This is a genomic window from Pseudomonas sp. zfem005, from assembly GCF_032621735.1.
GTDB classification, from domain to species: domain Bacteria; phylum Pseudomonadota; class Gammaproteobacteria; order Pseudomonadales; family Pseudomonadaceae; genus Metapseudomonas; species Metapseudomonas solani.
Window position 1 is genome coordinate 145255 of the sequence record NZ_JAVYJE010000002.1, and the last position, 18546, is coordinate 163800.

Here is an 18546-nt window from a genome sequence, read left to right on the forward strand (position 1 = left end):
AAAGGACCAATAAACAGGCAGAAATTCTCCGCTTGGCGCCCGGAAAATAGGCCGTCGCCTCCGGAGCCGCCAACATGCTCGATCTCGAAGAATCACCCCGCGTCACCCTGCCACCGCCCTTCACCGCCGCCCTGGCGTCGCGGGTAGACGTGTGGAGCAAGGCGCAGCTGCCCGGCCAGGCGCGCACCCTGAGCTTCACCATCCTCGCCGAGGCCGACGCGGACATCCTCAGCCGCCTGCTCGGCTACTTCGCCCAGCTGCAACTGGTGCCGCAGTGGCTGGAGTCCAGCCGCCAGGGCGACGAGCTGCTGCTGCGGGTGCGCCAGGACGGCCTGACCCTCCACCGCGCCGAGGTCATCGCGCAGAAAATGCGCTCCCTGGTCAGCGTGTTTTCGGTGGATGTGCAGCCTGCGGCATCCTGACCACGCCGTTCGGTGCACCCGATCACGCAATGCCCTTCGCCCCGAGGCGCCGATTCGGGCATCCTGTGCCCCCTCCACGGAAGAGTGCGTTGGCTACTCTTCCCTGACCGGGATCGCGTGACCAAGGAGCCTGCATGTCCGCTTTTGCCTCAGCCGCCCAGGATCGCTGGCTGGACCTCAACGACCTCCTGCGGGAGCTGGTGAACCAGGGCCGGATCGCCCAGGACACCGCCGAGCAGTGCATGGCGATTCGCCGCAGCGCGGTGAACAACCAGCAGCACCCGCTGGAATTCCTCGCCAGCCAGCAGGTCGACGACCTCAAACGCCCCGGCAAGAAGCTCGACCTCGAAGCCCTGACCGTGTGGCTCTCCGAGTACGCCGGCCAGCCCTACCTGCGCATCGACCCGCTGAAGATCGACGTCGCCGCGGTCACCCCGCTGATGTCCTACGCCTTCGCCCAGCGCCACAAGATCCTCGCCGTGGCTGCCGACAGCGAGAGCGTCACCATCGCCAGCGCCCAGCCCTTCGTGCACAGCTGGGAGGGCAACCTCACCCACGTGCTCAAGCGCCCGATCAAGCGCATCGTCGCCAACCCGGCAGACATCCAGCGCTTCACCGTGGAGTTCTACCGCCTGGCCAAGTCGGTCAGCGGCGCCAATGCCGTGGACCAGAAGATCAGCGGCGTCGGCAACTTCGAACAACTGCTGAAACTGGGGGCGAACGACCAGGAACCCGACGCCAACGACGCGCATATCGTCAACATCGTCGACTGGCTGTTCCAGTACGCCTACCAGCAGCGCGCCAGTGACATCCACATCGAGCCGCGCCGCGAACAGGGCACCGTGCGTTTCCGCATCGACGGCGTGCTGCACACCGTCTACCAATTCCCGCCCCAGGTGACGATGGCCATCGTCAGCCGCCTGAAGAGCCTCGGCCGCATGAACGTGGCGGAGAAGCGCAAGCCCCAGGACGGCCGGGTCAAGACCAAGACCCCGGAGGGCGGCGAGGTGGAACTGCGCCTGTCGACCCTGCCCACCGCCTTCGGCGAGAAGATGGTGATGCGAATCTTCGACCCCGAGGTGCTGCTGAAAAGCTTCGACCAGCTGGGCTTCTCCCAGGACGACCTCAAGCGCTGGCAGAGCATGACCAACCAGCCCAACGGCATCATCCTGGTCACCGGCCCCACCGGCTCGGGCAAGACCACCACGCTCTACACCACGCTCAAGCAGCTGGCCACCAGCGAGGTGAACGTCTGCACCATCGAAGACCCCATCGAGATGATCGAGGGCGCCTTCAACCAGATGCAGGTGCAGCACAACATCGACCTGACCTTCGCCAGCGGCGTGCGCGCCCTGATGCGCCAGGACCCGGACATCATCATGGTCGGCGAGATCCGCGACCTGGAGACCGCCGAGATGGCCATCCAGGCGGCGCTCACCGGCCACCTGGTGCTCTCCACCCTGCACACCAACGACGCCCCCAGCGCAATCACCCGCCTGCTGGAACTGGGCGTGCCCTACTACCTGCTGCGCGCCACCCTGCTCGGGGTCATGGCCCAGCGCCTGGTGCGCACCCTGTGCCCGCACTGCAAGGCGCCCATCGAGCTGGAAGAAGAGGACTGGCAGAACCTCACCCGCCCCTGGAGCGCACCGCTGCCCACCGGGGCGCACCGCGCCGTGGGCTGCCTGGAATGCCGCGACACCGGCTACCGGGGCCGCGCCGGGGTCTACGAGATCATGCTGCTGTCGGACTCGGTGAAGAGCTATATCACCGCCGACACCGACCTGGTCGGCCTGCGCCGCAACGCCTTCAAGGAAGGCATGCGCAGCCTGCGCCTGTCCGGCGCGCAGAAGGTCGCCGCCGGCCTCACCACGGTCGAGGAAGTGCTGCGGGTCACCCCGCAGAACGAACAGAAGTAACCACCGCCGCCCGGCGCAGAATCCGGGCGGATAACCGAGAAAGGCCGCTGCCGGCACTCACCTACAGGGAACAGTCATGGGCATCACCACAGTCGTACTCCTCTTCGTCGCGCTCGCCGTGGCCATCGTCTTCATGGGCTTCAAGGTCGTGCCGCAGGGCTACGAGTGGACGGTGGAGCGCTTCGGCCGCTACACCAACACCCTCAAGCCGGGCCTGAACATCATCGTCCCGGTGATGGACCGCATCGGCCGCAAGCTCAACGTCATGGAAGCCGTGCTGGACATCCCCCCGCAGGAAGCCATCAGCGCCGACAACGCCATCGTCGAGATCGACGCCGTGTGCTTCTTCCAGGTGATCAACGCCGCCCAGGCGGCCTATGAGGTGAACAACCTCGAGCACGCCATCCGCAACCTGGTGATGACCAACATCCGCACCGTGCTCGGCTCCATGGAGCTGGACGCCATGCTCAGCCAGCGCGACGCCATCAACGAGCGCCTGCTGCGCACCGTCGACGAGGCCACCGCGCCCTGGGGCATCAAGGTCACCCGTATCGAGATCAAGGACATCAGCCCGCCCGCCGACCTGGTGGAAGCCATGGCCAGCCAAATGAAGGCCGAGCGCCTCAAGCGCGCGCAGATCCTCGAGGCCGAAGGCTCCCGCTCCGCCGCCATCCTCACCGCCGAAGGCCACAAGCAGGCGGAAATCCTCCGCGCCGAGGGCGAACGCGCCGCCGCCTTCCTCGAAGCCGAGGCCCGCGAACGCGCCGCCCAGGCCGAAGCCGAGGCGACCCGCGTGGTCTCCCAGGCCATCGCCAACGGCAACGTGCAGGCGGTGAACTACTTCGTCGCGCAGAAATACGTCGAGGCCTTGGGCAGCCTGGCCAGCGCCAACAACAGCAAGGTGATCCTCATGCCGCTGGAGGCCAGCCAGGTGATCGGCTCGGTGGGCGGCATCGGCGAGATCGTCAAAGCCACCTTCGGCGACAAGAAGGTCTGACCATGCTCGGCTACCTGCAGACCCTGTCCTTCTGGGACTGGCTGGCCCTGGGCACCCTGCTGCTGATCCTCGAAGTCTTCGGCGCCGGCGGCTACCTGCTGTGGATCGGCCTCGCCGCCGCCGCGGTGGGCGTGCTCACCTTCCTCGTGCCGGGCATCCCGTGGGAGGTGCAGTTCATCCTCTTCGGCGTGCTCTCGGTGTGCACCGCCGTCTACTGGTGGCGCCGCCAGCGCAGCGCCGCCAAGCCCTCCGACCAGCCGGGGCTGAACCGCCGTGGCCAGGAATTCGTCGGCCGCCAGTTCGCCCTTCACCAGGCCATCGAAGGCGGGCGCGGCAAGATCAAGGCCGGCGACTCGGTGTGGCTGGTCGTCGGGCCCGACCTGCCCGTCGGCGCCCAAGTCCGCGTGGTCGGCCAGGACGGTGTGCTGCTCAAGGTGGAACCTGCCGGCGACAACTGACGCAAGCCTTGCACGGGCTCCCGCCCTGACGTCCAATAGCGCGTCGCCCAGGAGCCCGTCATGCCACGTCCCGCCACCACCCGCAAACCCCGCGCCAGCAGCCAGCTGCGCATCGCCGGGATTCTCGACGCCGCCCGCGCGCTGCTGGCCGAGGAAGGCGTGGCCAACCTGTCGATCTACAGCGTGGCCGAGCGCGCGGAGATGCCGCCCTCCTCCGTCTACCACTTCTTCGCCAGCGTGCCGGCGATCCTCGAAGGCCTCACCGCCGAAGTCCACGCCGCCTTCCGCGCCTGCCTGCAGGAGCCGGTGGAACACGGCCGCCTGGGCAGCTGGCGCGACCTCTCGCGCCTGGTGGAAGAACGCATGCTGGCGATCTACGCCGAGGACACCGCCGCACGCCAGCTGATCCTCGCCCAGCACGGCCTCACCGAAGTGACCCAGGCCGACCGCCAGCACGACATCGAGCTGGGCCGCCTGATGCACCGCCTGTTCGATCGCCACTTCGAACTGCCGGCGCTGCCGGATGACATCGACGTCTTCGCCCTGGCCATGGAGCTGGGCGATCGCGTCTATGCCCGCTCGGTGCAGCTGCACGGCGAGATCACCCCGCGCTTCGCCGAGGAAGGCATGCGCGTGTTCGATGCCTACCTCGGCCTCTACCTGCCGCCCTTCCTGCCCAAGCGGGCCATCGGGCTTGCCGATACCCCCTGAAATCGCTCGATTTTTATCCACCCTTAATCCGATAAACATCCGTTTTATTGGCGATAATTTTCTTTTTACCGATTTAAATCGCTTTTAAAGCAGATTTTTATCGATTATAAAGTCGCCATCCCCGGGCGACCTGCGCCCGTTCATCGACAGCAATCGTCCTGACGAGGTGTCTCCATGTCCCGCATCGTTACCGTCGCCGCCACCCAGATGGCCTGCTCCTGGGATCGCGCCGCGAACATCGCCAACGCCGAGAAACTGGTGCGCCAGGCGGCCGCCAGGGGGGCGCAGATCATCCTCATCCAGGAGCTGTTCGAGACCCCCTACTTCTGCCAGAAGCCCAACGCCGACTACCTGCTGCTGGCCACCGCCACCGAGGTCAACGCCGCCATCGCCCACTTCCAGAAGGTGGCCGCCGAACTGCAGGTGGTGCTGCCCATCAGCTACTTCGAGCTGGCCGGGCGCGCGCGCTTCAACAGCATCGCCATCATCGACGCCGACGGCAGCAACCTCGGCGTGTACCGCAAGAGCCACATCCCGGACGGCCCCGGCTACCACGAGAAGTACTACTTCAACCCCGGCGACACCGGCTTCAAGGTGTGGAACACCCGCTACGCGCGCATCGGCGTCGGCATCTGCTGGGACCAGTGGTTCCCCGAGTGCGCCCGCAGCATGGCGCTGCTGGGCGCCGAGATCCTCTTCTACCCCACCGCCATCGGCAGCGAGCCCCACGACGCCAGCATCACCTCGCGCGACCACTGGCAGCGCGTGCAGCAGGGCCACGCAGGCGCTAACCTGATGCCCTTGGTGGCGTCGAACCGCATCGGCCGCGAGGAGCAGGACGGCTACGACATCACCTTCTACGGCTCCTCCTTCATCGCCGATCAGTTCGGTGCCAAGGTCGAGGAGCTGAACGAAACCGAGGAAGGCGTGCTGGTGCACAGCTTCGACCTCGACGCACTGGAACGTACCCGCAGCGCCTGGGGCACCTTCCGTGACCGTCGCCCGAACCTGTACGGCCCGCTGAAGACCCTGGACGGCTCCCTGGAGTCCTGACACCCCTTTCCAGTGGCCCCCGCCAGCGCGGGGCCCACTCAACAGCCACCGCAGCGCCCCTCGCCGGGCGACCACAGGTAACCCCCATGAAACCTCTGAACAGCACCCCCCGCGCCGATGGCTTCCGCATGCCGGCGGAATGGGAAACCCACAGCCGCACCTGGATGGTCTGGCCCGAGCGCCCGGACAACTGGCGCCTCGGCGGCAAGCCCGCGCAGGCGGCTTTCACCGCCGTGGCCCGCGCCATCGCCCGCTTCGAGCCGGTGACCGTATGCGTCAGCGCCGGCCAGTACGAGAACGCCTGCCAGCGCCTGGACGAGCCGAACATCCGCGTGGTGGAAATCACCACCGACGACGCCTGGGTGCGGGACACCGGCCCCACCTTCGTGACCAACGACACGGGTGAAGTGCGCGGCGTGGACTGGGCCTTCAACGCCTGGGGCGGCTTCGACGGCGGCCTCTACTCGCCGTGGAACCGTGACGACCAGGTGGCCTCGAAGGTGCTGCGCATCGAAGGCTTCCAGGGCTACCGCACCGAAGGCTTCGTGCTGGAAGGCGGCTCCATCCACGTGGATGGCGAAGGCACCCTGATCACCACCGAGGAATGCCTGCTCAACCGCAACCGCAACCCGCACCTGGGTCGCGAGGAGATCGAGGCAGTGCTGCGCGACCACCTGGCGGTGGACAGCATCATCTGGCTGCCGGACGGCCTCTACAACGACGAGACCGACGGCCACGTCGACAACTTCTGCTGCTACGTGCGCCCGGGCGAAGTGCTGCTGGCCTGGACCGACGACCCGGCCAACCCCAACTACCCGCGCTGCCAGGCGGCGATGAAGGTGCTGGAGCAAGCCCGTGACGCCAAGGGCCGCCAGCTGGTGGTGCACAAGATACCGATCCCCGGCCCGCTCTACGCCACGGACGAGGAATGCGCCGGCGTCGACCTGGTGGCCGGCACCCAGGAACGCGACCCGTCGATCCGCCTGGCCGGCTCCTACGTCAACTTCCTCATCGTCAACGGTGGCATCATCGCGCCCAAGTTCGACGACCCCAAGGACGCCGAGGCCGAAGCCATCCTCAAGCGCCTGTTCCCGCAGCACGAAGTAGTGATGGTCCCCGGCCGCGAAATCCTCCTCGGCGGCGGCAACATCCACTGCATCACCCAGCAACAGCCGGCACCGCAGAAGCGCTGAGCCGAACCCGGATGAACGAAGCCCCGCGAAAGCGGGGCTTTTTCATTCCGACACAAGGCACCAGCTACCCGTAGGATGGGTAGAGGTACGAAACCCATCATTGGTGTGCCAGGAACCGTATGGGTTTCGCTTCGCTCTACCCATCCTACGAACCACGCCTCTGTGGGAGCGAATTCATTCGCGAAGGATCGCGCAGCGATCCCGGTCCTGCCGGGCGGCCCTGCGGTCCGCATCGCGAATGAATTCGCTCCCACACGTGCCCCCAAACGAACGAGCCCCCGCATGCGCGGGGGCTCTTCATGTCGGCACAAGGCAGCTGACGCAACCTCATCCAGCGGGTCACAGCTTGGCGATGGACACCTCGGTGGATTTCACGAAGGCGATCACTTCGGAGCCGATGCCCAGCTCCAGCTCGCGCACGGAACGGGTGGTGATCACCGAGGTGACGATGCCGGCGGCGGTCTGCACGTCGATTTCCGACAGCACCGGGCCTTCGATGATTTCCTTGATGGTGCCTTTGAACTGGTTGCGGACGTTGATGGCTTTGATGGTCATGGTGTTTTCTCCTGGGGTCGAAAATGAGCTGTAAGCCAGAAGCTGAAAGCTTGAAGAGGACTGCCTGCTTCAGGCTTCCGGCTTCGAGCTTCCGGCTGCTCTTAGAGCGCCCAACGCAACTGCGTGGGCAGGGGTGAAAAGGGTTCCGGCTCCGGTGGCGAGGCGGGTTGCGACAGCACCCGCTCCAGCACCTCGGCCCCCAGTGCCGCCAGCCGTGCCGAACCACGGGCGCGGGGGCGGTGCAGTTCCACGGCCAGGTCGAGGCCGACCTCGCCGTCTTCGATCAGGATCACCCGGTCGGCGATGGCCACGGCCTCGCTGACGTCGTGGGTGACCAGCAGCACGGTGAAGCCGTGCTTCTGCCAGAGGCGTTCGATCAGTTGCTGCATCTCGATGCGGGTCAGCGCATCCAGCGCGCCCAGCGGTTCGTCCAGCAGCAGCAGGCGCGGTTCGTGGATCAGGGCGCGGGCCAGGGCCACGCGCTGCTTCTGGCCACCGGACAGCGCCGCCGGCCATTCCTGGGCGCGGTCGGCCAGGCCCACGGCCTCCAGCGCTTCCAGGGCCTTGGGCCGCCAGTTGCCGGAGAGGCCGAGGCCGACGTTGTCGATCACCCGTTTCCACGGCAGCAGGCGGGCGTCCTGGAACATCAGGCGGGTGTCTTCGCATGCGTCTTCCAGCGGCGCGGAGCCGGCCAGCAGCTGGCCACGGCTGGGCTTGTCGAGCCCGGCCAGCAGGCGCAGCAGGGTGCTCTTGCCGCAGCCACTGCGGCCGACCACGGCGACGAACTGGCCGGCGGGGATCAGCAGGTCGATGTCCTTGAGCACTTCGCGCTCGCCGAAGGATTTGCCGATGCTGCGTATCGCCAGCGGGATGCCGCGCTTCAGGCGTTGCGGGGTGGACAGGGCATTCATGCCGCACCTCCCTTGGCCTGGTACGCCGGGTGCCAGCGCAGCCACAGGCGTTCGAGGCCACGGGCGGCGACGTCGGCCAGTTTGCCGAGTACCGCGTAGAGCAGGATCGCCAGCACCACCACATCGGTCTGCAGGAACTCGCGGGCGTTCATCGCCAGGTAGCCGATGCCGGAGCTGGCGGAGATGGTCTCGGCGACGATCAGGGTCAGCCACATGAAGCCGAGGGCGAAGCGCACGCCCACCAGGATCGAGGGCAGCGCGCCGGGCAGGATCACCTGGCGGAACAGGCCGAAACCGGAGAGGCCATAGCTGCGCGCCATTTCCACCAGTGCCGGGTCGACGTTGCGGATGCCGTGGTAGGTGTTGAGGTAGATGGGGAACAGGGTGCCGAGGGCGACGAGGAAGATCTTCGCCGACTCATCGATGCCGAACCACAGGATCACCAGCGGGATCAGCGCCAGGTGCGGCACGTTGCGGATCATCTGCACCGAGCTGTCGAGCAGGCGCTCGCCCCATTTCGACAGGCCGGTGATGAAGCCCAGCAGCAGGCCGATGCCGCCACCGATGGCGAAGCCGATACCGGCGCGCCAGCCGCTGATGGCCAGGTGGGTCCAGATTTCACCGCTGGAGAGCAGGTGCCAGCCCGCCGTCACCACGGCGCTGGGCGCCGGCAGGATGCGGGTGGAGAGCAGGCCGGTTTCCACGGCGATCTGCCAGACGGCCAGCAGCGTGAAGGGCAAGGCCCAGGGCGCCAGGCGCTGGAGGATGGATTGGAGGTTCATCTGCGCATCCTCAGCTCTGGGAGACCTTGAGGCGACGCTCGGGCAGCGCCTCGTTGGCGACCATCTCGCCGAAGGGGCTGACGAAGGCCAGGCCATCACCCGTCTGCGGGCGCGCCACGTCCAGGTGAGGGAACAGCAGTTCGGCCACGCGGTAGGACTCTTCCAGGTGCGGGTAGCCGGAGAAGATGAAGGTGTCGATGCCCAGGTCGGCGTATTCCTTGACCCGTGCCGCCACCGTGGGGCCATCGCCCACCAGCGCGGTGCCGGCACCGCCACGCACCAGGCCGACGCCGGCCCAGAGGTTGGGGCTGACCTCCAGCTGGTCGCGGCGGCCGTTGTGCAGGGCAGCCATGCGCTGCTGGCCGACGGAATCGAAACGGGCGAAGGCGGCCTGGGCCTTGGCGATGGTCTCGTCGTCGAGGTTGGCGATCAGGCGGTCGGCGGCGGCCCAGGCCTCTTCGTTGGTCTCGCGCACGATCACGTGCAGGCGGATGCCGAAGCGCACGCTGCGGCCGAGCTTGGCGGCCTTCTCGCGCACCTGCTCGATCTTCTCCTTCACCGCGGCCGGCGGCTCGCCCCAGGTCAGGTACAGCTCGACCTGCTCGGCGGCGAGGTCCTGGGCTGCTTCGGAGGAACCGCCGAAATACAGCGGCGGGCGCGGCTGCTGCAGCGGCGGGTAGAACAGCTTGGCGCCCTTCACCTGGATGTGCTTGCCGTCGTAGTCGACGGTCTCGCCCTCCAGTACGCGGCGCCAGATGCGGGTGAATTCGACGGAAGCCTCGTAACGCTCTTCATGGTTCAGGTGCAGGCCATCGGCGGCCAGCTCGTCCGGGTCGCCCCCGGTCACCAGGTTGAACAGGGCCCGGCCACCGGAGAGGCGGTCGAGGGTGGCGGCCTGGCGTGCGGCGACGGTGGGCGAAATGATCCCCGGGCGCAGGGCCACGAGGAACTTCAGGCGCTGGGTCACCGGGATCAGCGAGGCGGCGACCAGCCAGGAATCCTCGCAGGAACGGCCGGTGGGGATCAGCACACCGCCGAAACCGAGGCGGTCGGCAGCCTGGGCGATCTGCTGCAGGTAACCGTGATCGACAGCGCGGGCGCCCTCGGATGTGCCGAGGTAGTGGCCGTCGCCGTGGGTAGGCAGAAACCAGAAGAGGTTGAGGCTCATCGCAATAACTCCAGAGTGAGCGCGCCGGCGTGGCGTAGCCGCGCGATGATGGTTCGTTTACGGGTATCAGGACCTTCCCCGCGCCGTCCTGGCGCGGGGCAAGGCGCACATCACGGCTGCTGGGCGACCTTGGCGGGCGGCGTCCAGATCACGTCCTTGATGCTGAGTTTTTTCGGGATCAGCTTCAGGTCGGTGAAGGTGTCGGCGATCTTCTGCTGCGCGGCGACCACCTCCGGGGTGAGGAACTGCGCGCCGTAGCCCTGGCGCTTCACCGCGATGGCGGTGATGTCCTTGGGCAGGCCGAGCAGCGGCGCCACCTGTTCGGTGACCTTGTCCGGGTCGGCCTTGGAGTCCTCGCCCACCGCGCGCACTTCCTCCACCAGGGTGCTGATCACCTGCGGGTGCTGGGTCGCGTAGTCGCGGGTGGCCAGGTAGAACTGGTGGTTATCCACGAGCTGGCTGCCATTGCGCAGGGTGCGCGCCTGCAGTTGCTGCTCGGCGGCGGCCTGGAAGGGGTCCCAGATCACCCAGGCGTCGACGCTGCCACGCTCGAAGGCGGCGCGGGCATCGGCCGGGGGCAGGTACACGGGCTGGATGTCGCTGTACTTCAGGCCGGCGTCTTCCAGGGCACGGACCAGCAGGTAGTGCACGTTGGAGCCCTTGTTCAGGGCGACCTTCTTGCCGGCCAGTTCCTTGACCGACTGGATGGCCGAATCCTTCGGCACCAGGATCGCCTCGCTGGTGGGCGCCGGCGGCTCATAGGCGACGTAGAGCAGGTCGGCACCGGCGGCCTGGGCGAACACCGGCGGGGTCTCGCCGGTGACGCCGAAGTCGATGGAGCCGACGTTGAGGCCTTCCAGCAGCTGCGGGCCGCCGGGGAACTCGGTCCATTTCACCTCGATGCCCTGGTCGGCCAGGCGCTTCTCCAGCGAGCCCTTGGCCTTGAGCAGCACCAGGGTGCCGTATTTCTGATAGCCGATCCGCAAGGTCTCGGCCTGTGCCTGGGTGATGGCGCCGAAGGTGATGGCCGCTGCAAACAGGGCGACCAGGCTCCGACGCAAAGTGATGGTGCGCATGGCGCTCTCCTCGAACTCTGCTTTGGGTGTTGGTTGCGCCTGCTTGCCCGTTGGCGGGCGAGTAAGGCTTTGTTCTTGTCACCCCCGAGGGAGTGTCGTGTCGTCTTGCTCAGATGCTCCAGCGCGCATTGCGCAGGGCATCCGGGGCCAGGGGCCGCGGCCTTCTGGCCAGGGCCCGCTGGAACTGCTCCAGCGATTCATCCAGGCGCTGCTCCAGCGACGGAGCCAGCTGCACGCCACCGTTCTGGCGCTCCACCTGGCTGTCGTCGGCGAAGATGCCATGCAGCACTTCCTCGGCCTTGAGGGCCGTCAGAACGGGCCGCAGTGCGTAATCCACCGCCAGCATGTGGGCCTTGCTGCCACCGGTGGCGATGGGCAGCACGACCTTGTGTTCCAGGGCCCGCTCGGGCAACAGGTCGAGCAGGGTCTTCAGGGCACCGGCGAAGGACGCCTTGTACACCGGCGTCGCCACCAGCAGCCCGTCGGCGCGGCCGACCTGTTCGATCAGGTGCTGCACCTGCGGGCTGTCGAAGCGTGCGTGCAACAGGTCCTCGGCCGGGAAGTCCCGTACCGCGAAGCCCGCCAGTTCCACCCCATGCCGCTCCAGCCACTGGCGGGCGCGGGTCAGCAGGGCTGCCGAACGCGACTCCAGGCTGGGACTGCCGGAAAGGGTTACCACCAACATCGGGACTGTTCCTCTTCGATAAAAAACGGACCGGCGCACCGGTCCGAACCCTGCTCGTCAATCCATTCGCCCGGGCCTGCTCGTGCAGGGCTGGGCGCCCGCATCAGCGGTTGGGCTGCGGGGTCAGGCGCAGGTAGGGCTTGACCGCCTTGTAGCCACGGGGGAAGCGTTGCTTGATTTCGTCCTCGTCCTTCAGCGAAGGCACGATCACCACGTCATCGCCGTCCTGCCAGTTGGCGGGGGTGGCGACCTTGTGGCTGTCGGTGAGCTGCAGGGAGTCGATCACCCGCAGGATCTCGTTGAAGTTGCGCCCGGTGCTAGCCGGGTAGGTGATGATCAGGCGCACCTTCTTGTTCGGGTCGATGATGAACAGCGAACGCACGGTGAGGGTGTCGTTGGCGTTCGGGTGGATCAGGTCGTAGAGGCCGGAAACGGCGCGGTCGGCGTCAGCGATGATCGGGAAGTTGACCACGGTGCGCTGGGTCTCGTTGATGTCGTCGATCCACTTCAGGTGCGAGTCCACCGGGTCCACCGACAGGGCGATGGCCTTGACGCCACGGGCGGCGAATTCGTCCTTGAGCTTGGCGGTCAGGCCCAGCTCGGTGGTGCACACCGGGGTGAAGTCGGCGGGGTGCGAGAAGAGCACGCCCCAGCTGGCGCCCAGCCACTCGTGGAAACGGATGCGGCCTTCGCTGGATTCCTGCTCGAAGTCGGGGGCGATGTCGCCGAGTCTGATGCTCATCTGTGCAGCTCCTTGAGACTGAATTCGTCGTTCTGTGCGCCCACTATGCCCAGCCTCGAAGGAAATCAAAAAGAATAAATAAAAATTTATTTATAACTTTAAGAGCTATATATCCCCACCCACCCGAACACCTGACCAGCACGTGTAGCAGGGGTCGGGCGGCGTTCCGCGAGCGGCGCAAAACCCATGTGGTCGCCGGATACTCCGCCATGATGGGTTTCGTACCTCGCGGAACGCCGCCCGACCCATCCGACGAAAGCCGGAGCGACGCCCTTCTCCAAATCGCGCCCACAAAAAAGCCCCGCCTCCGCCAGGGGCGGAAGCGGGGCTCGGTGACGCTGCTTACAGCAGGGTCAGGGTGTAGCTCACGATCAGGCGGTTTTCGTCCTGGTCGCGGGTGGTGCCACCCACGTCGCTGCGGAAGGCAGCGTTACGCCAGGACAGGCCCAGGCCTTTCAGCGGGCCGTCCTGCAGGGTGTAGTCCAGGCGGAAGTCACGCTCCCACTCGCCGAGGTCGCCACCGGTGGCGTTGTCGATGCCGCTGCCCTTCAGGTAGGTAGCGATGGCCTTCAGGCCCGGCACGCCGGCCTTGGTGAAGTCGTAGCCGTATTCGGCCACCCAGGTGCGCTCGCCGGCGCTGAGGAACTTGCCGATCTGACGGTCGGTGATCAGGTACGCGGTACCACCGTCACCCTGGTTCAGGAAGGGGAAAGCGCTGTCGCCGGACACCTGCTGGTAGCCCAGGCTGGCGGCATGGCTGCCCAGGGTGTAGGTGAAGAAGCCGCTCCAGGTGCGGTTGTCCACTTCGCCACGCAGCGGATCGTTGCTGGCCCACTTGCCGGCACTGCGGTAACCCTGGCTACGACCGGCAGCGCTGGAGTTCAGGCCGTCGGAGGTGCTGTAGAAGTAGCGCAGGTCGGACTTCAGGGAGCCCGGGCCAACCGGCAGCACGTGGGTGAGGCCCAGGAAGTGCTGCTTGTAGAACTCGTCGAGGTTGCCGTAGTAGTACTGGGCGGTCAGGTCTTTGGTGACCTTGTAGTCAGCACCGGCGTAGTAGAACTTGTTCTCGAACTTGCCGGTCTGGGCGTTGTTGGCGCCACCGATGGACAGGCCACGGGCGTCGCTGGAGTTACGGCCCTTGGCGTGTTCGAGCTGGCCGCCGATCAGGGTCAGGCCGTCGATTTCGTTGGAGGTGACCTGGCCACCTTCGAAGGTCTGCGGCAGCAGGCGACCGTCGTTGAAGGTCACGACCGGCAGCTTGGGCTGCAGGGTGCCAAGGCGGCCTTCGGTCTTGGAGATACGGACCTTGCCGGTCACGCCGATGCTGCCGAAATCGTCCACGGCACGGCCATCGCTGTCCGACGGGAACACGATGCCGCCGTAGTTATCGCTGCCGGCGTTGTAGTGAGTGCCCTTGCCGGAATCCAGACGCACGCCCAGCAGGCCCAGTGCGTCGACGCCGAAGCCTACGGTGCCTTCGGTGTAGCCGGAGGTGTAGTTGAAGATGAAGCCCTGGCCCCACTCTTCCTGCTTGGAGGGGTTATTGGTCCCTTCGCGGTTGTCCTGGTTGATGTAGAAGTTACGCAGGCCGAGGGTGGCCTTGCTGTCCTCGATGAAACCGCCTGCGACGGCCTGTTGGGCCAGCAGGCCGCCAGCGATGGCCAGGGCCAGGGTAGATTTGTTCATGCAATGCTCCAGTGGTGCGTGTTTCTAGGTTGTTCTGATGGGTGAGGCGGACAACGCTATATACACAAGTAAATAGCGAAGCGGTATGACCCGCTGGTCATAAATTTTCCGTAGCGCCTTGCCAGCAGGCCTGCCTCAGGTGGCGGCCAATCTAGGACAAGGGATTTAATTCTTAAAAAGAATTTATCGTCACGTTCTTGTAACTAAATCGCATAAATAAGCCGATAACCTCCCTCTGGCGGGGAGCTGCCCCTGGGAGAGGCGACTTCGGTTACTCGAAAGGGCGCGCAAATTACCGACTTTGGCCGTCTTGCGCCATCCCCAATGACGCAGCAGCGGACGGAATTCGCAGTCCCACACCTCTCCTGGCCTGTAAAGGCGCCGGCACCCTGACGGCCGCTCATAAACTAATAACCAAATAGTATTTATTGAGAGGGTTTTTAGATCATTTAGATTTCGCTTCACCGGACCACCGGACACCCTGAGAAAACCCCGATTCCCGTCCCGTGGCCCGGCCTCCAAACCGGCCCGTCGCCTGTTTAGGAGCACCACCATGATCAGCTCTCTGTTCCCCCGTCGCCTGCTGGCGGCACTGACCCTCGGCGGCCTGGCCATCACCGCGCAGGCCGCGGACTTCACCGTCGCCTACCAGACCACCGTCGACCCGGCGAAGGTCGCCCAGGCCGATGGCGCCTATGAAAAGGCCAGCCACTCGAAGATCGACTGGCGCAAGTTCGATGGTGGCGCCGAAGTCATCACCGCCGTCGCCTCCGGTGACGTGCAGATCGGCTACGTCGGCTCCAGCCCCCTGGCTGCTGCCGCCACCCGCCAGCTGCCGATCCAGACCTTCCTCATCGCCACCCAGATCGGCGACGCCGAAGCCCTGGTCGCCCGCAACGGCGCCGGCATCAGCAAGCCCGAAGACCTGATCGGCAAGAAGATCGCCGTGCCCTTCGTCTCCACCGGCCACTACAGCCTGCTGGCCGCGCTCAAGCACTGGAAGATCGACCCCAGCAAGGTGACCATCCTCAATCTCGCGCCGCCGGCCATCATCGCCGCCTGGCAGCGTGGCGACATCGACGCCACCTACGTATGGGACCCGGCCCTCGGCGTGGCCAAGTCTTCCGGCAAGGTGCTGATCAGCTCCGGCGAGCTGGGCAAGCTGGGCGCGCCCACCTTCGACGCCTGGATCGTGCGCAAGGACTTCGCCGAGAAGCACCCCGAAGTGGTCAGCGCCTTCGCCAAGGTCACCCTCGACGCCTACGCCGCCTACCGCAAGGACCCGCAAGCCTGGCTGGCCGACAAGGCCAACATCGACAAGGTGGTGAAGCTCTCCGGTGCCAAGGCCGAAGACATCCCGCTGCTGCTGCAGGGCAACGTCTTCCCGCTGGCCGCCGATCAGGCCACCGCCCTCGGCGCGCCGACCACCCAGGCCATCACCGAGACCGCCACCTTCCTCAAGGAGCTGGGCAAGGTCGAGGCAGTGCTGCCGGATTACGCCCCTTATGTAAGCAGCCAATACGTCACCAACTGATCGGCTGCGCGTCGGCGGGGCGTTGTTGAAAACGACCTTGGCTTGCTCACTTACAGACGTAAGCTCCGCAGCCTCGGTCGTTTTCGCCTAGCCCCGCTCTAGCTCGCTCGATCAGACTCATTTAGAAGAGCGCAAAAGAAAATGGCCTTACTCCAGCTGGAGCGCATCAGCGCACAGTACCCCGGCACGGCCGAGCCGGTACTGACCGACATCTCCCTCAGCCTAGGGCCACAGCAACTGCTGGTCGCCCTGGGGCCTTCCGGCAGCTGCAAGACCACGCTGCTCAACCTCATCGCCGGCTTCGTGCCGCCCAGCGACGGGCAGATCAGCCTCGACGGCAAGCCCGTGCAGGGCCCCTCCGCCGAGCGCGGCGTGGTGTTCCAGGACGACGCCCTGCTGCCCTGGCAGAACGTGCTCGGCAACGTCGCCTTCGGCCTCGAACTGGCCGGCGTCCCCCGCGCCCGGCGTGAAGCCAAGGCCCGCGAGATGCTCGCCCTGGTGGACCTCGCCGGCTTCGACACGCGGCAGATCTGGGAACTCTCCGGGGGCCAGCGCCAGCGCGTCGGCATCGCCCGCGCCCTGGCCGCCGACCCGCGCGTGCTGCTGATGGACGAACCCTTCGGCGCCCTGGATGCCTTCACCCGCGAACAGATGCAGGAGCTGCTGCTGCAGGTCTGGCAGCGTGCCGCCAAGCCGGTGTTCCTGATCACCCATGACATCGAGGAAGCGGTATTCCTCGCCACCGACCTGATCCTGCTGTCGCCCAACCCGGGGCGCATCAGCGAGCGCCTGAGCCTCGACTTCGGCCGCCGCTACGCCGCCGGTGAAAGCGCGCGGGCGATCAAGTCCGACCGGCGCTTCATCGAAACCCGCGAACACGTCCTCGCCCAGGTCTTCGCCGAACGGCAAAGGAGAAGCGCATGAGCAGCCTCGACCTGCCCCTGCTGGAAAAAGCAGCGGCGCCCGCACCGCGCCCCTGGCGCCTCTCCACCTTCGCCATCAGCAGCCTGACCCTCGCCGGCCTGCTGCTGGCCTGGTGGGCCGTCACCACCGCCGGCCTGGTGGAGCCGCTGTTCCTGCCCAGCCCCCAGGCGGTGCTGCGCAAGGGCTGGCTGCTGGCCACCCAGGGCTATATGGATTCCAGCCTCTGGGCGCACCTGCTGGCGAGCCTCGCGCGCATCGGCACCGCCCTGCTGGCCGCCGTGCTCACGGCCATCCCCCTGGGCATCGCCATCGGCCGCAACCGCGTCGCCCACGGCATCTTCGACCCGCTGATCGAGTTCTACCGGCCGATCCCGCCGCTGGCCTACCTGCCGCTGATCGTCATCTGGTGCGGCATCGGCGAGCTGTCCAAGGTGCTGCTGATCTTCCTCGCGATCTTCGCGCCCATCGCCATCGCCACCGCCACCGGCGTGCGCAACGTCAACCCGGCGCGCCTGCGTGCCGCGCAGTCCCTCGGTGCCACCCAGGCGCAGCTGGTCCGCCACGTGGTCCTTCCCAGCGCCCTGCCGGACATCCTCACCGGCGTGCGCATCGGCCTCGGCGTCGGCTGGTCGACCCTGGTCGCCGCCGAGCTGGTGGCCGCCACCCAGGGCCTGGGCTTCATGGTCCAGTCGGCGGCGCAGTTCCTGGTCACCGACGTCGTGGTGCTCGGCATCCTCGTCATCGCCCTGGTCGCCTTCGCCCTGGAACTCGGCCTGCGGGCCCTGCAGCGCAAACTCGTGCCCTGGCACGGGCAGAACCACTGATTCGAGACAACCGCCATGAGCCTGCACATCACCCCCCTCAGCCCCGCCCTCGGCGCCCTTATCGGCGGCGTCGACCTGCGCGAGCCGCTGAGCACCGAACACCGCGACGGCATCGAAGCCGCCCTGCTCCAGCACCAGGTGCTGTTCTTCCGCGCCCAGCCCCTGGAACCCACCCAGCAGGCGCGTTTCGCCGCCCAGTTCGGCGACCTGCACATCCACCCGATCTACCCCAACATCCCCGAGCAGCCGGAAGTGCTGGTGCTCGACACCGCCGTCACCGACGTGCGCGACAACGCCCTCTGGCACACCGACGTCACCTTCATGGAAACCCCGGCGCTAGGCGCCGTGCTCAGCGCCAAGCTGCTGCCGCCGGTGGGTGGCGACACCCTCTGGGCCAGCAGCAGCGCCGCATTCGAGGCCCTCTCCGCGCCCCTGCAGCGGATGCTCGAAGGCCTCACCGCCACCCATGACCTGGCCCGCTCCTTCCCCGAGGAACGCTTCAGCCTGACGACGGACGAACGCGAGAAGCTGGAAGCGGCCAAGCGCAAGCACCCGCCGGTCAGCCACCCGGTGGTGCGCACCCACCCGGTCACCGGGCGCAAGGGCCTGTTTGTCAGCGAAGGCTTCACCCCCCGCATCAACGAACTCACCGCCGCCGAGAGCGACGCCCTGCTGCGCTTCCTCTTCGCCCACGCCACGCGCCCGGAATTCACCTTGCGCTGGCGCTGGCAGGAGAACGACGTGGCCTTCTGGGACAACCGCATCACCCAGCACTTCGCCGTCGACGACTACCGCCCCGCTCGCCGCGTGATGCACCGCGCCACCATCCTCGGCGACAAGCCGTTCTGACCCGCACCATGACCGATCCCTGCACGTTCACGTCCGTTCCCTGCAACCAATGGCCGC

The 18546-nt window shown here is 66.7% G+C and carries 19 protein-coding genes; 11 read left to right on the forward strand and 8 right to left on the reverse strand.

The features are described from left to right. The first annotated feature begins 74 nt into the window (after positions 1–74). The 7 genes from RTW82_RS04955 to aguA all read left to right on the forward strand — a co-directional run bounded on the left by RTW82_RS04955 (position 75) and on the right by aguA (position 6753). Entirely contained in the window at positions 75–422 is a 348-nt protein-coding gene (locus RTW82_RS04955; protein ID WP_316924417.1) for a hypothetical protein, read from the forward strand. 134 nt (positions 423–556) lie between these two features. Then, on the forward strand, positions 557–2341 hold the full coding sequence (locus RTW82_RS04960; RefSeq protein WP_316924418.1) for a GspE/PulE family protein: 1785 nt from the start codon (positions 557–559) through the stop codon (positions 2339–2341). Between the two features lie 76 nt (positions 2342–2417). Continuing rightward, entirely contained in the window at positions 2418–3338 is a 921-nt protein-coding gene (locus RTW82_RS04965; RefSeq protein WP_021222852.1) for an SPFH domain-containing protein, read from the forward strand. A gap of 2 nt (positions 3339–3340) precedes the next feature. After that, a complete protein-coding gene (locus RTW82_RS04970; protein WP_316924419.1) occupies positions 3341–3796 on the forward strand; it encodes an NfeD family protein in 456 nt (151 codons plus the stop codon). A 60-nt stretch (positions 3797–3856) separates the two neighbouring features. Then, positions 3857–4507: a TetR/AcrR family transcriptional regulator gene (locus tag RTW82_RS04975; RefSeq protein WP_316924420.1), complete on the forward strand. Its 651-nt coding sequence runs from the start codon at positions 3857–3859 to the stop codon at positions 4505–4507. A 174-nt stretch (positions 4508–4681) separates the two neighbouring features. Then, a complete protein-coding gene (aguB, locus tag RTW82_RS04980; protein WP_316924421.1) occupies positions 4682–5560 on the forward strand; it encodes an N-carbamoylputrescine amidase in 879 nt (292 codons plus the stop codon). A gap of 86 nt (positions 5561–5646) precedes the next feature. Next, on the forward strand, positions 5647–6753 hold the full coding sequence (gene aguA / locus RTW82_RS04985; RefSeq protein ID WP_316924422.1) for an agmatine deiminase: 1107 nt from the start codon (positions 5647–5649) through the stop codon (positions 6751–6753). Between the two features lie 339 nt (positions 6754–7092). On the opposite strand, the gene RTW82_RS04990 is transcribed toward aguA, so the two are convergent. The 8 genes from RTW82_RS04990 to RTW82_RS05025 all read right to left on the reverse strand — a co-directional run bounded on the left by RTW82_RS04990 (position 7093) and on the right by RTW82_RS05025 (position 14358). After that, on the reverse strand, positions 7093–7308 hold the full coding sequence (locus tag RTW82_RS04990) for a molybdopterin-binding protein (protein WP_003455791.1): 216 nt from the start codon (positions 7306–7308) through the stop codon (positions 7093–7095). A gap of 101 nt (positions 7309–7409) precedes the next feature. Beyond that, positions 7410–8219 carry an aliphatic sulfonates ABC transporter ATP-binding protein gene (gene ssuB / locus RTW82_RS04995; RefSeq protein WP_316924423.1) on the reverse strand — a complete coding sequence of 270 codons (810 nt, stop codon included), beginning with the start codon at positions 8217–8219 and terminating at the stop codon, positions 7410–7412. Further along, positions 8216–9001, reverse strand: coding sequence for an aliphatic sulfonate ABC transporter permease SsuC (gene ssuC, locus RTW82_RS05000; RefSeq protein ID WP_316924424.1), 786 nt, complete (start codon positions 8999–9001; stop codon positions 8216–8218). Before ssuC ends, ssuB begins: the two co-directional genes overlap by 4 nt. A 10-nt stretch (positions 9002–9011) precedes the next feature. Next, the gene (ssuD, locus tag RTW82_RS05005; RefSeq protein WP_021222845.1) at positions 9012–10169 is read right to left on the reverse strand and encodes an FMNH2-dependent alkanesulfonate monooxygenase; all 1158 of its coding nucleotides are present in this window, start codon (positions 10167–10169) and stop codon (positions 9012–9014) included. A 110-nt stretch (positions 10170–10279) separates the two neighbouring features. Next, positions 10280–11245, reverse strand: coding sequence for a sulfonate ABC transporter substrate-binding protein (locus RTW82_RS05010; protein WP_316924425.1), 966 nt, complete (start codon positions 11243–11245; stop codon positions 10280–10282). 109 nt (positions 11246–11354) lie between these two features. Then, positions 11355–11930: an NADPH-dependent FMN reductase gene (ssuE, locus tag RTW82_RS05015; protein WP_021222843.1), complete on the reverse strand. Its 576-nt coding sequence runs from the start codon at positions 11928–11930 to the stop codon at positions 11355–11357. 103 nt (positions 11931–12033) lie between these two features. Continuing rightward, positions 12034–12672, reverse strand: coding sequence for a peroxiredoxin (locus RTW82_RS05020; protein WP_316924426.1), 639 nt, complete (start codon positions 12670–12672; stop codon positions 12034–12036). A 342-nt stretch (positions 12673–13014) separates the two neighbouring features. Continuing rightward, on the reverse strand, positions 13015–14358 hold the full coding sequence (locus tag RTW82_RS05025; protein ID WP_316924427.1) for an OprD family porin: 1344 nt from the start codon (positions 14356–14358) through the stop codon (positions 13015–13017). A gap of 553 nt (positions 14359–14911) precedes the next feature. Here RTW82_RS05025 and tauA point away from each other — a divergent pair. The 4 genes from tauA to tauD all read left to right on the forward strand — a co-directional run bounded on the left by tauA (position 14912) and on the right by tauD (position 18489). Then, entirely contained in the window at positions 14912–15892 is a 981-nt protein-coding gene (gene tauA / locus RTW82_RS05030) for a taurine ABC transporter substrate-binding protein (protein WP_316924428.1), read from the forward strand. Between the two features lie 141 nt (positions 15893–16033). Beyond that, positions 16034–16816, forward strand: a complete 783-nt coding sequence (tauB, locus tag RTW82_RS05035; RefSeq protein WP_316924429.1) for a taurine ABC transporter ATP-binding subunit — start codon at positions 16034–16036, stop codon at positions 16814–16816. Beyond that, positions 16813–17640, forward strand: a complete 828-nt coding sequence (gene tauC, locus RTW82_RS05040) for a taurine ABC transporter permease TauC (protein WP_316924430.1) — start codon at positions 16813–16815, stop codon at positions 17638–17640. Before tauB ends, tauC begins: the two co-directional genes overlap by 4 nt. 15 nt (positions 17641–17655) lie before the next feature. Beyond that, positions 17656–18489, forward strand: coding sequence for a taurine dioxygenase (gene tauD, locus RTW82_RS05045; protein WP_316924431.1), 834 nt, complete (start codon positions 17656–17658; stop codon positions 18487–18489). The last annotated feature ends 57 nt before the right edge of the window (positions 18490–18546 follow it).

Coding starts and splice junctions, on each gene's coding strand:
- aguB (WP_316924421.1), top strand. CDS start 4,682: ATGTCCCGCATCGTTACCGTCGCCGCCACCCAGATGGCCTGCTCCTGG.
- RTW82_RS04965 (WP_021222852.1), top strand. CDS start 2,418: ATGGGCATCACCACAGTCGTACTCCTCTTCGTCGCGCTCGCCGTGGCC.
- ssuB (WP_316924423.1), bottom strand. CDS start 8,219: ATGAATGCCCTGTCCACCCCGCAACGCCTGAAGCGCGGCATCCCGCTG.
- RTW82_RS05020 (WP_316924426.1), bottom strand. CDS start 12,672: ATGAGCATCAGACTCGGCGACATCGCCCCCGACTTCGAGCAGGAATCC.
- ssuE (WP_021222843.1), bottom strand. CDS start 11,930: ATGTTGGTGGTAACCCTTTCCGGCAGTCCCAGCCTGGAGTCGCGTTCG.
- RTW82_RS05025 (WP_316924427.1), bottom strand. CDS start 14,358: ATGAACAAATCTACCCTGGCCCTGGCCATCGCTGGCGGCCTGCTGGCC.
- RTW82_RS04990 (WP_003455791.1), bottom strand. CDS start 7,308: ATGACCATCAAAGCCATCAACGTCCGCAACCAGTTCAAAGGCACCATC.
- RTW82_RS04955 (WP_316924417.1), top strand. CDS start 75: ATGCTCGATCTCGAAGAATCACCCCGCGTCACCCTGCCACCGCCCTTC.
- RTW82_RS04960 (WP_316924418.1), top strand. CDS start 557: ATGTCCGCTTTTGCCTCAGCCGCCCAGGATCGCTGGCTGGACCTCAAC.
- RTW82_RS04975 (WP_316924420.1), top strand. CDS start 3,857: ATGCCACGTCCCGCCACCACCCGCAAACCCCGCGCCAGCAGCCAGCTG.
- tauD (WP_316924431.1), top strand. CDS start 17,656: ATGAGCCTGCACATCACCCCCCTCAGCCCCGCCCTCGGCGCCCTTATC.
- RTW82_RS05010 (WP_316924425.1), bottom strand. CDS start 11,245: ATGCGCACCATCACTTTGCGTCGGAGCCTGGTCGCCCTGTTTGCAGCG.
- tauC (WP_316924430.1), top strand. CDS start 16,813: ATGAGCAGCCTCGACCTGCCCCTGCTGGAAAAAGCAGCGGCGCCCGCA.
- ssuD (WP_021222845.1), bottom strand. CDS start 10,169: ATGAGCCTCAACCTCTTCTGGTTTCTGCCTACCCACGGCGACGGCCAC.
- tauB (WP_316924429.1), top strand. CDS start 16,034: ATGGCCTTACTCCAGCTGGAGCGCATCAGCGCACAGTACCCCGGCACG.
- aguA (WP_316924422.1), top strand. CDS start 5,647: ATGAAACCTCTGAACAGCACCCCCCGCGCCGATGGCTTCCGCATGCCG.
- ssuC (WP_316924424.1), bottom strand. CDS start 9,001: ATGAACCTCCAATCCATCCTCCAGCGCCTGGCGCCCTGGGCCTTGCCC.
- tauA (WP_316924428.1), top strand. CDS start 14,912: ATGATCAGCTCTCTGTTCCCCCGTCGCCTGCTGGCGGCACTGACCCTC.
- RTW82_RS04970 (WP_316924419.1), top strand. CDS start 3,341: ATGCTCGGCTACCTGCAGACCCTGTCCTTCTGGGACTGGCTGGCCCTG.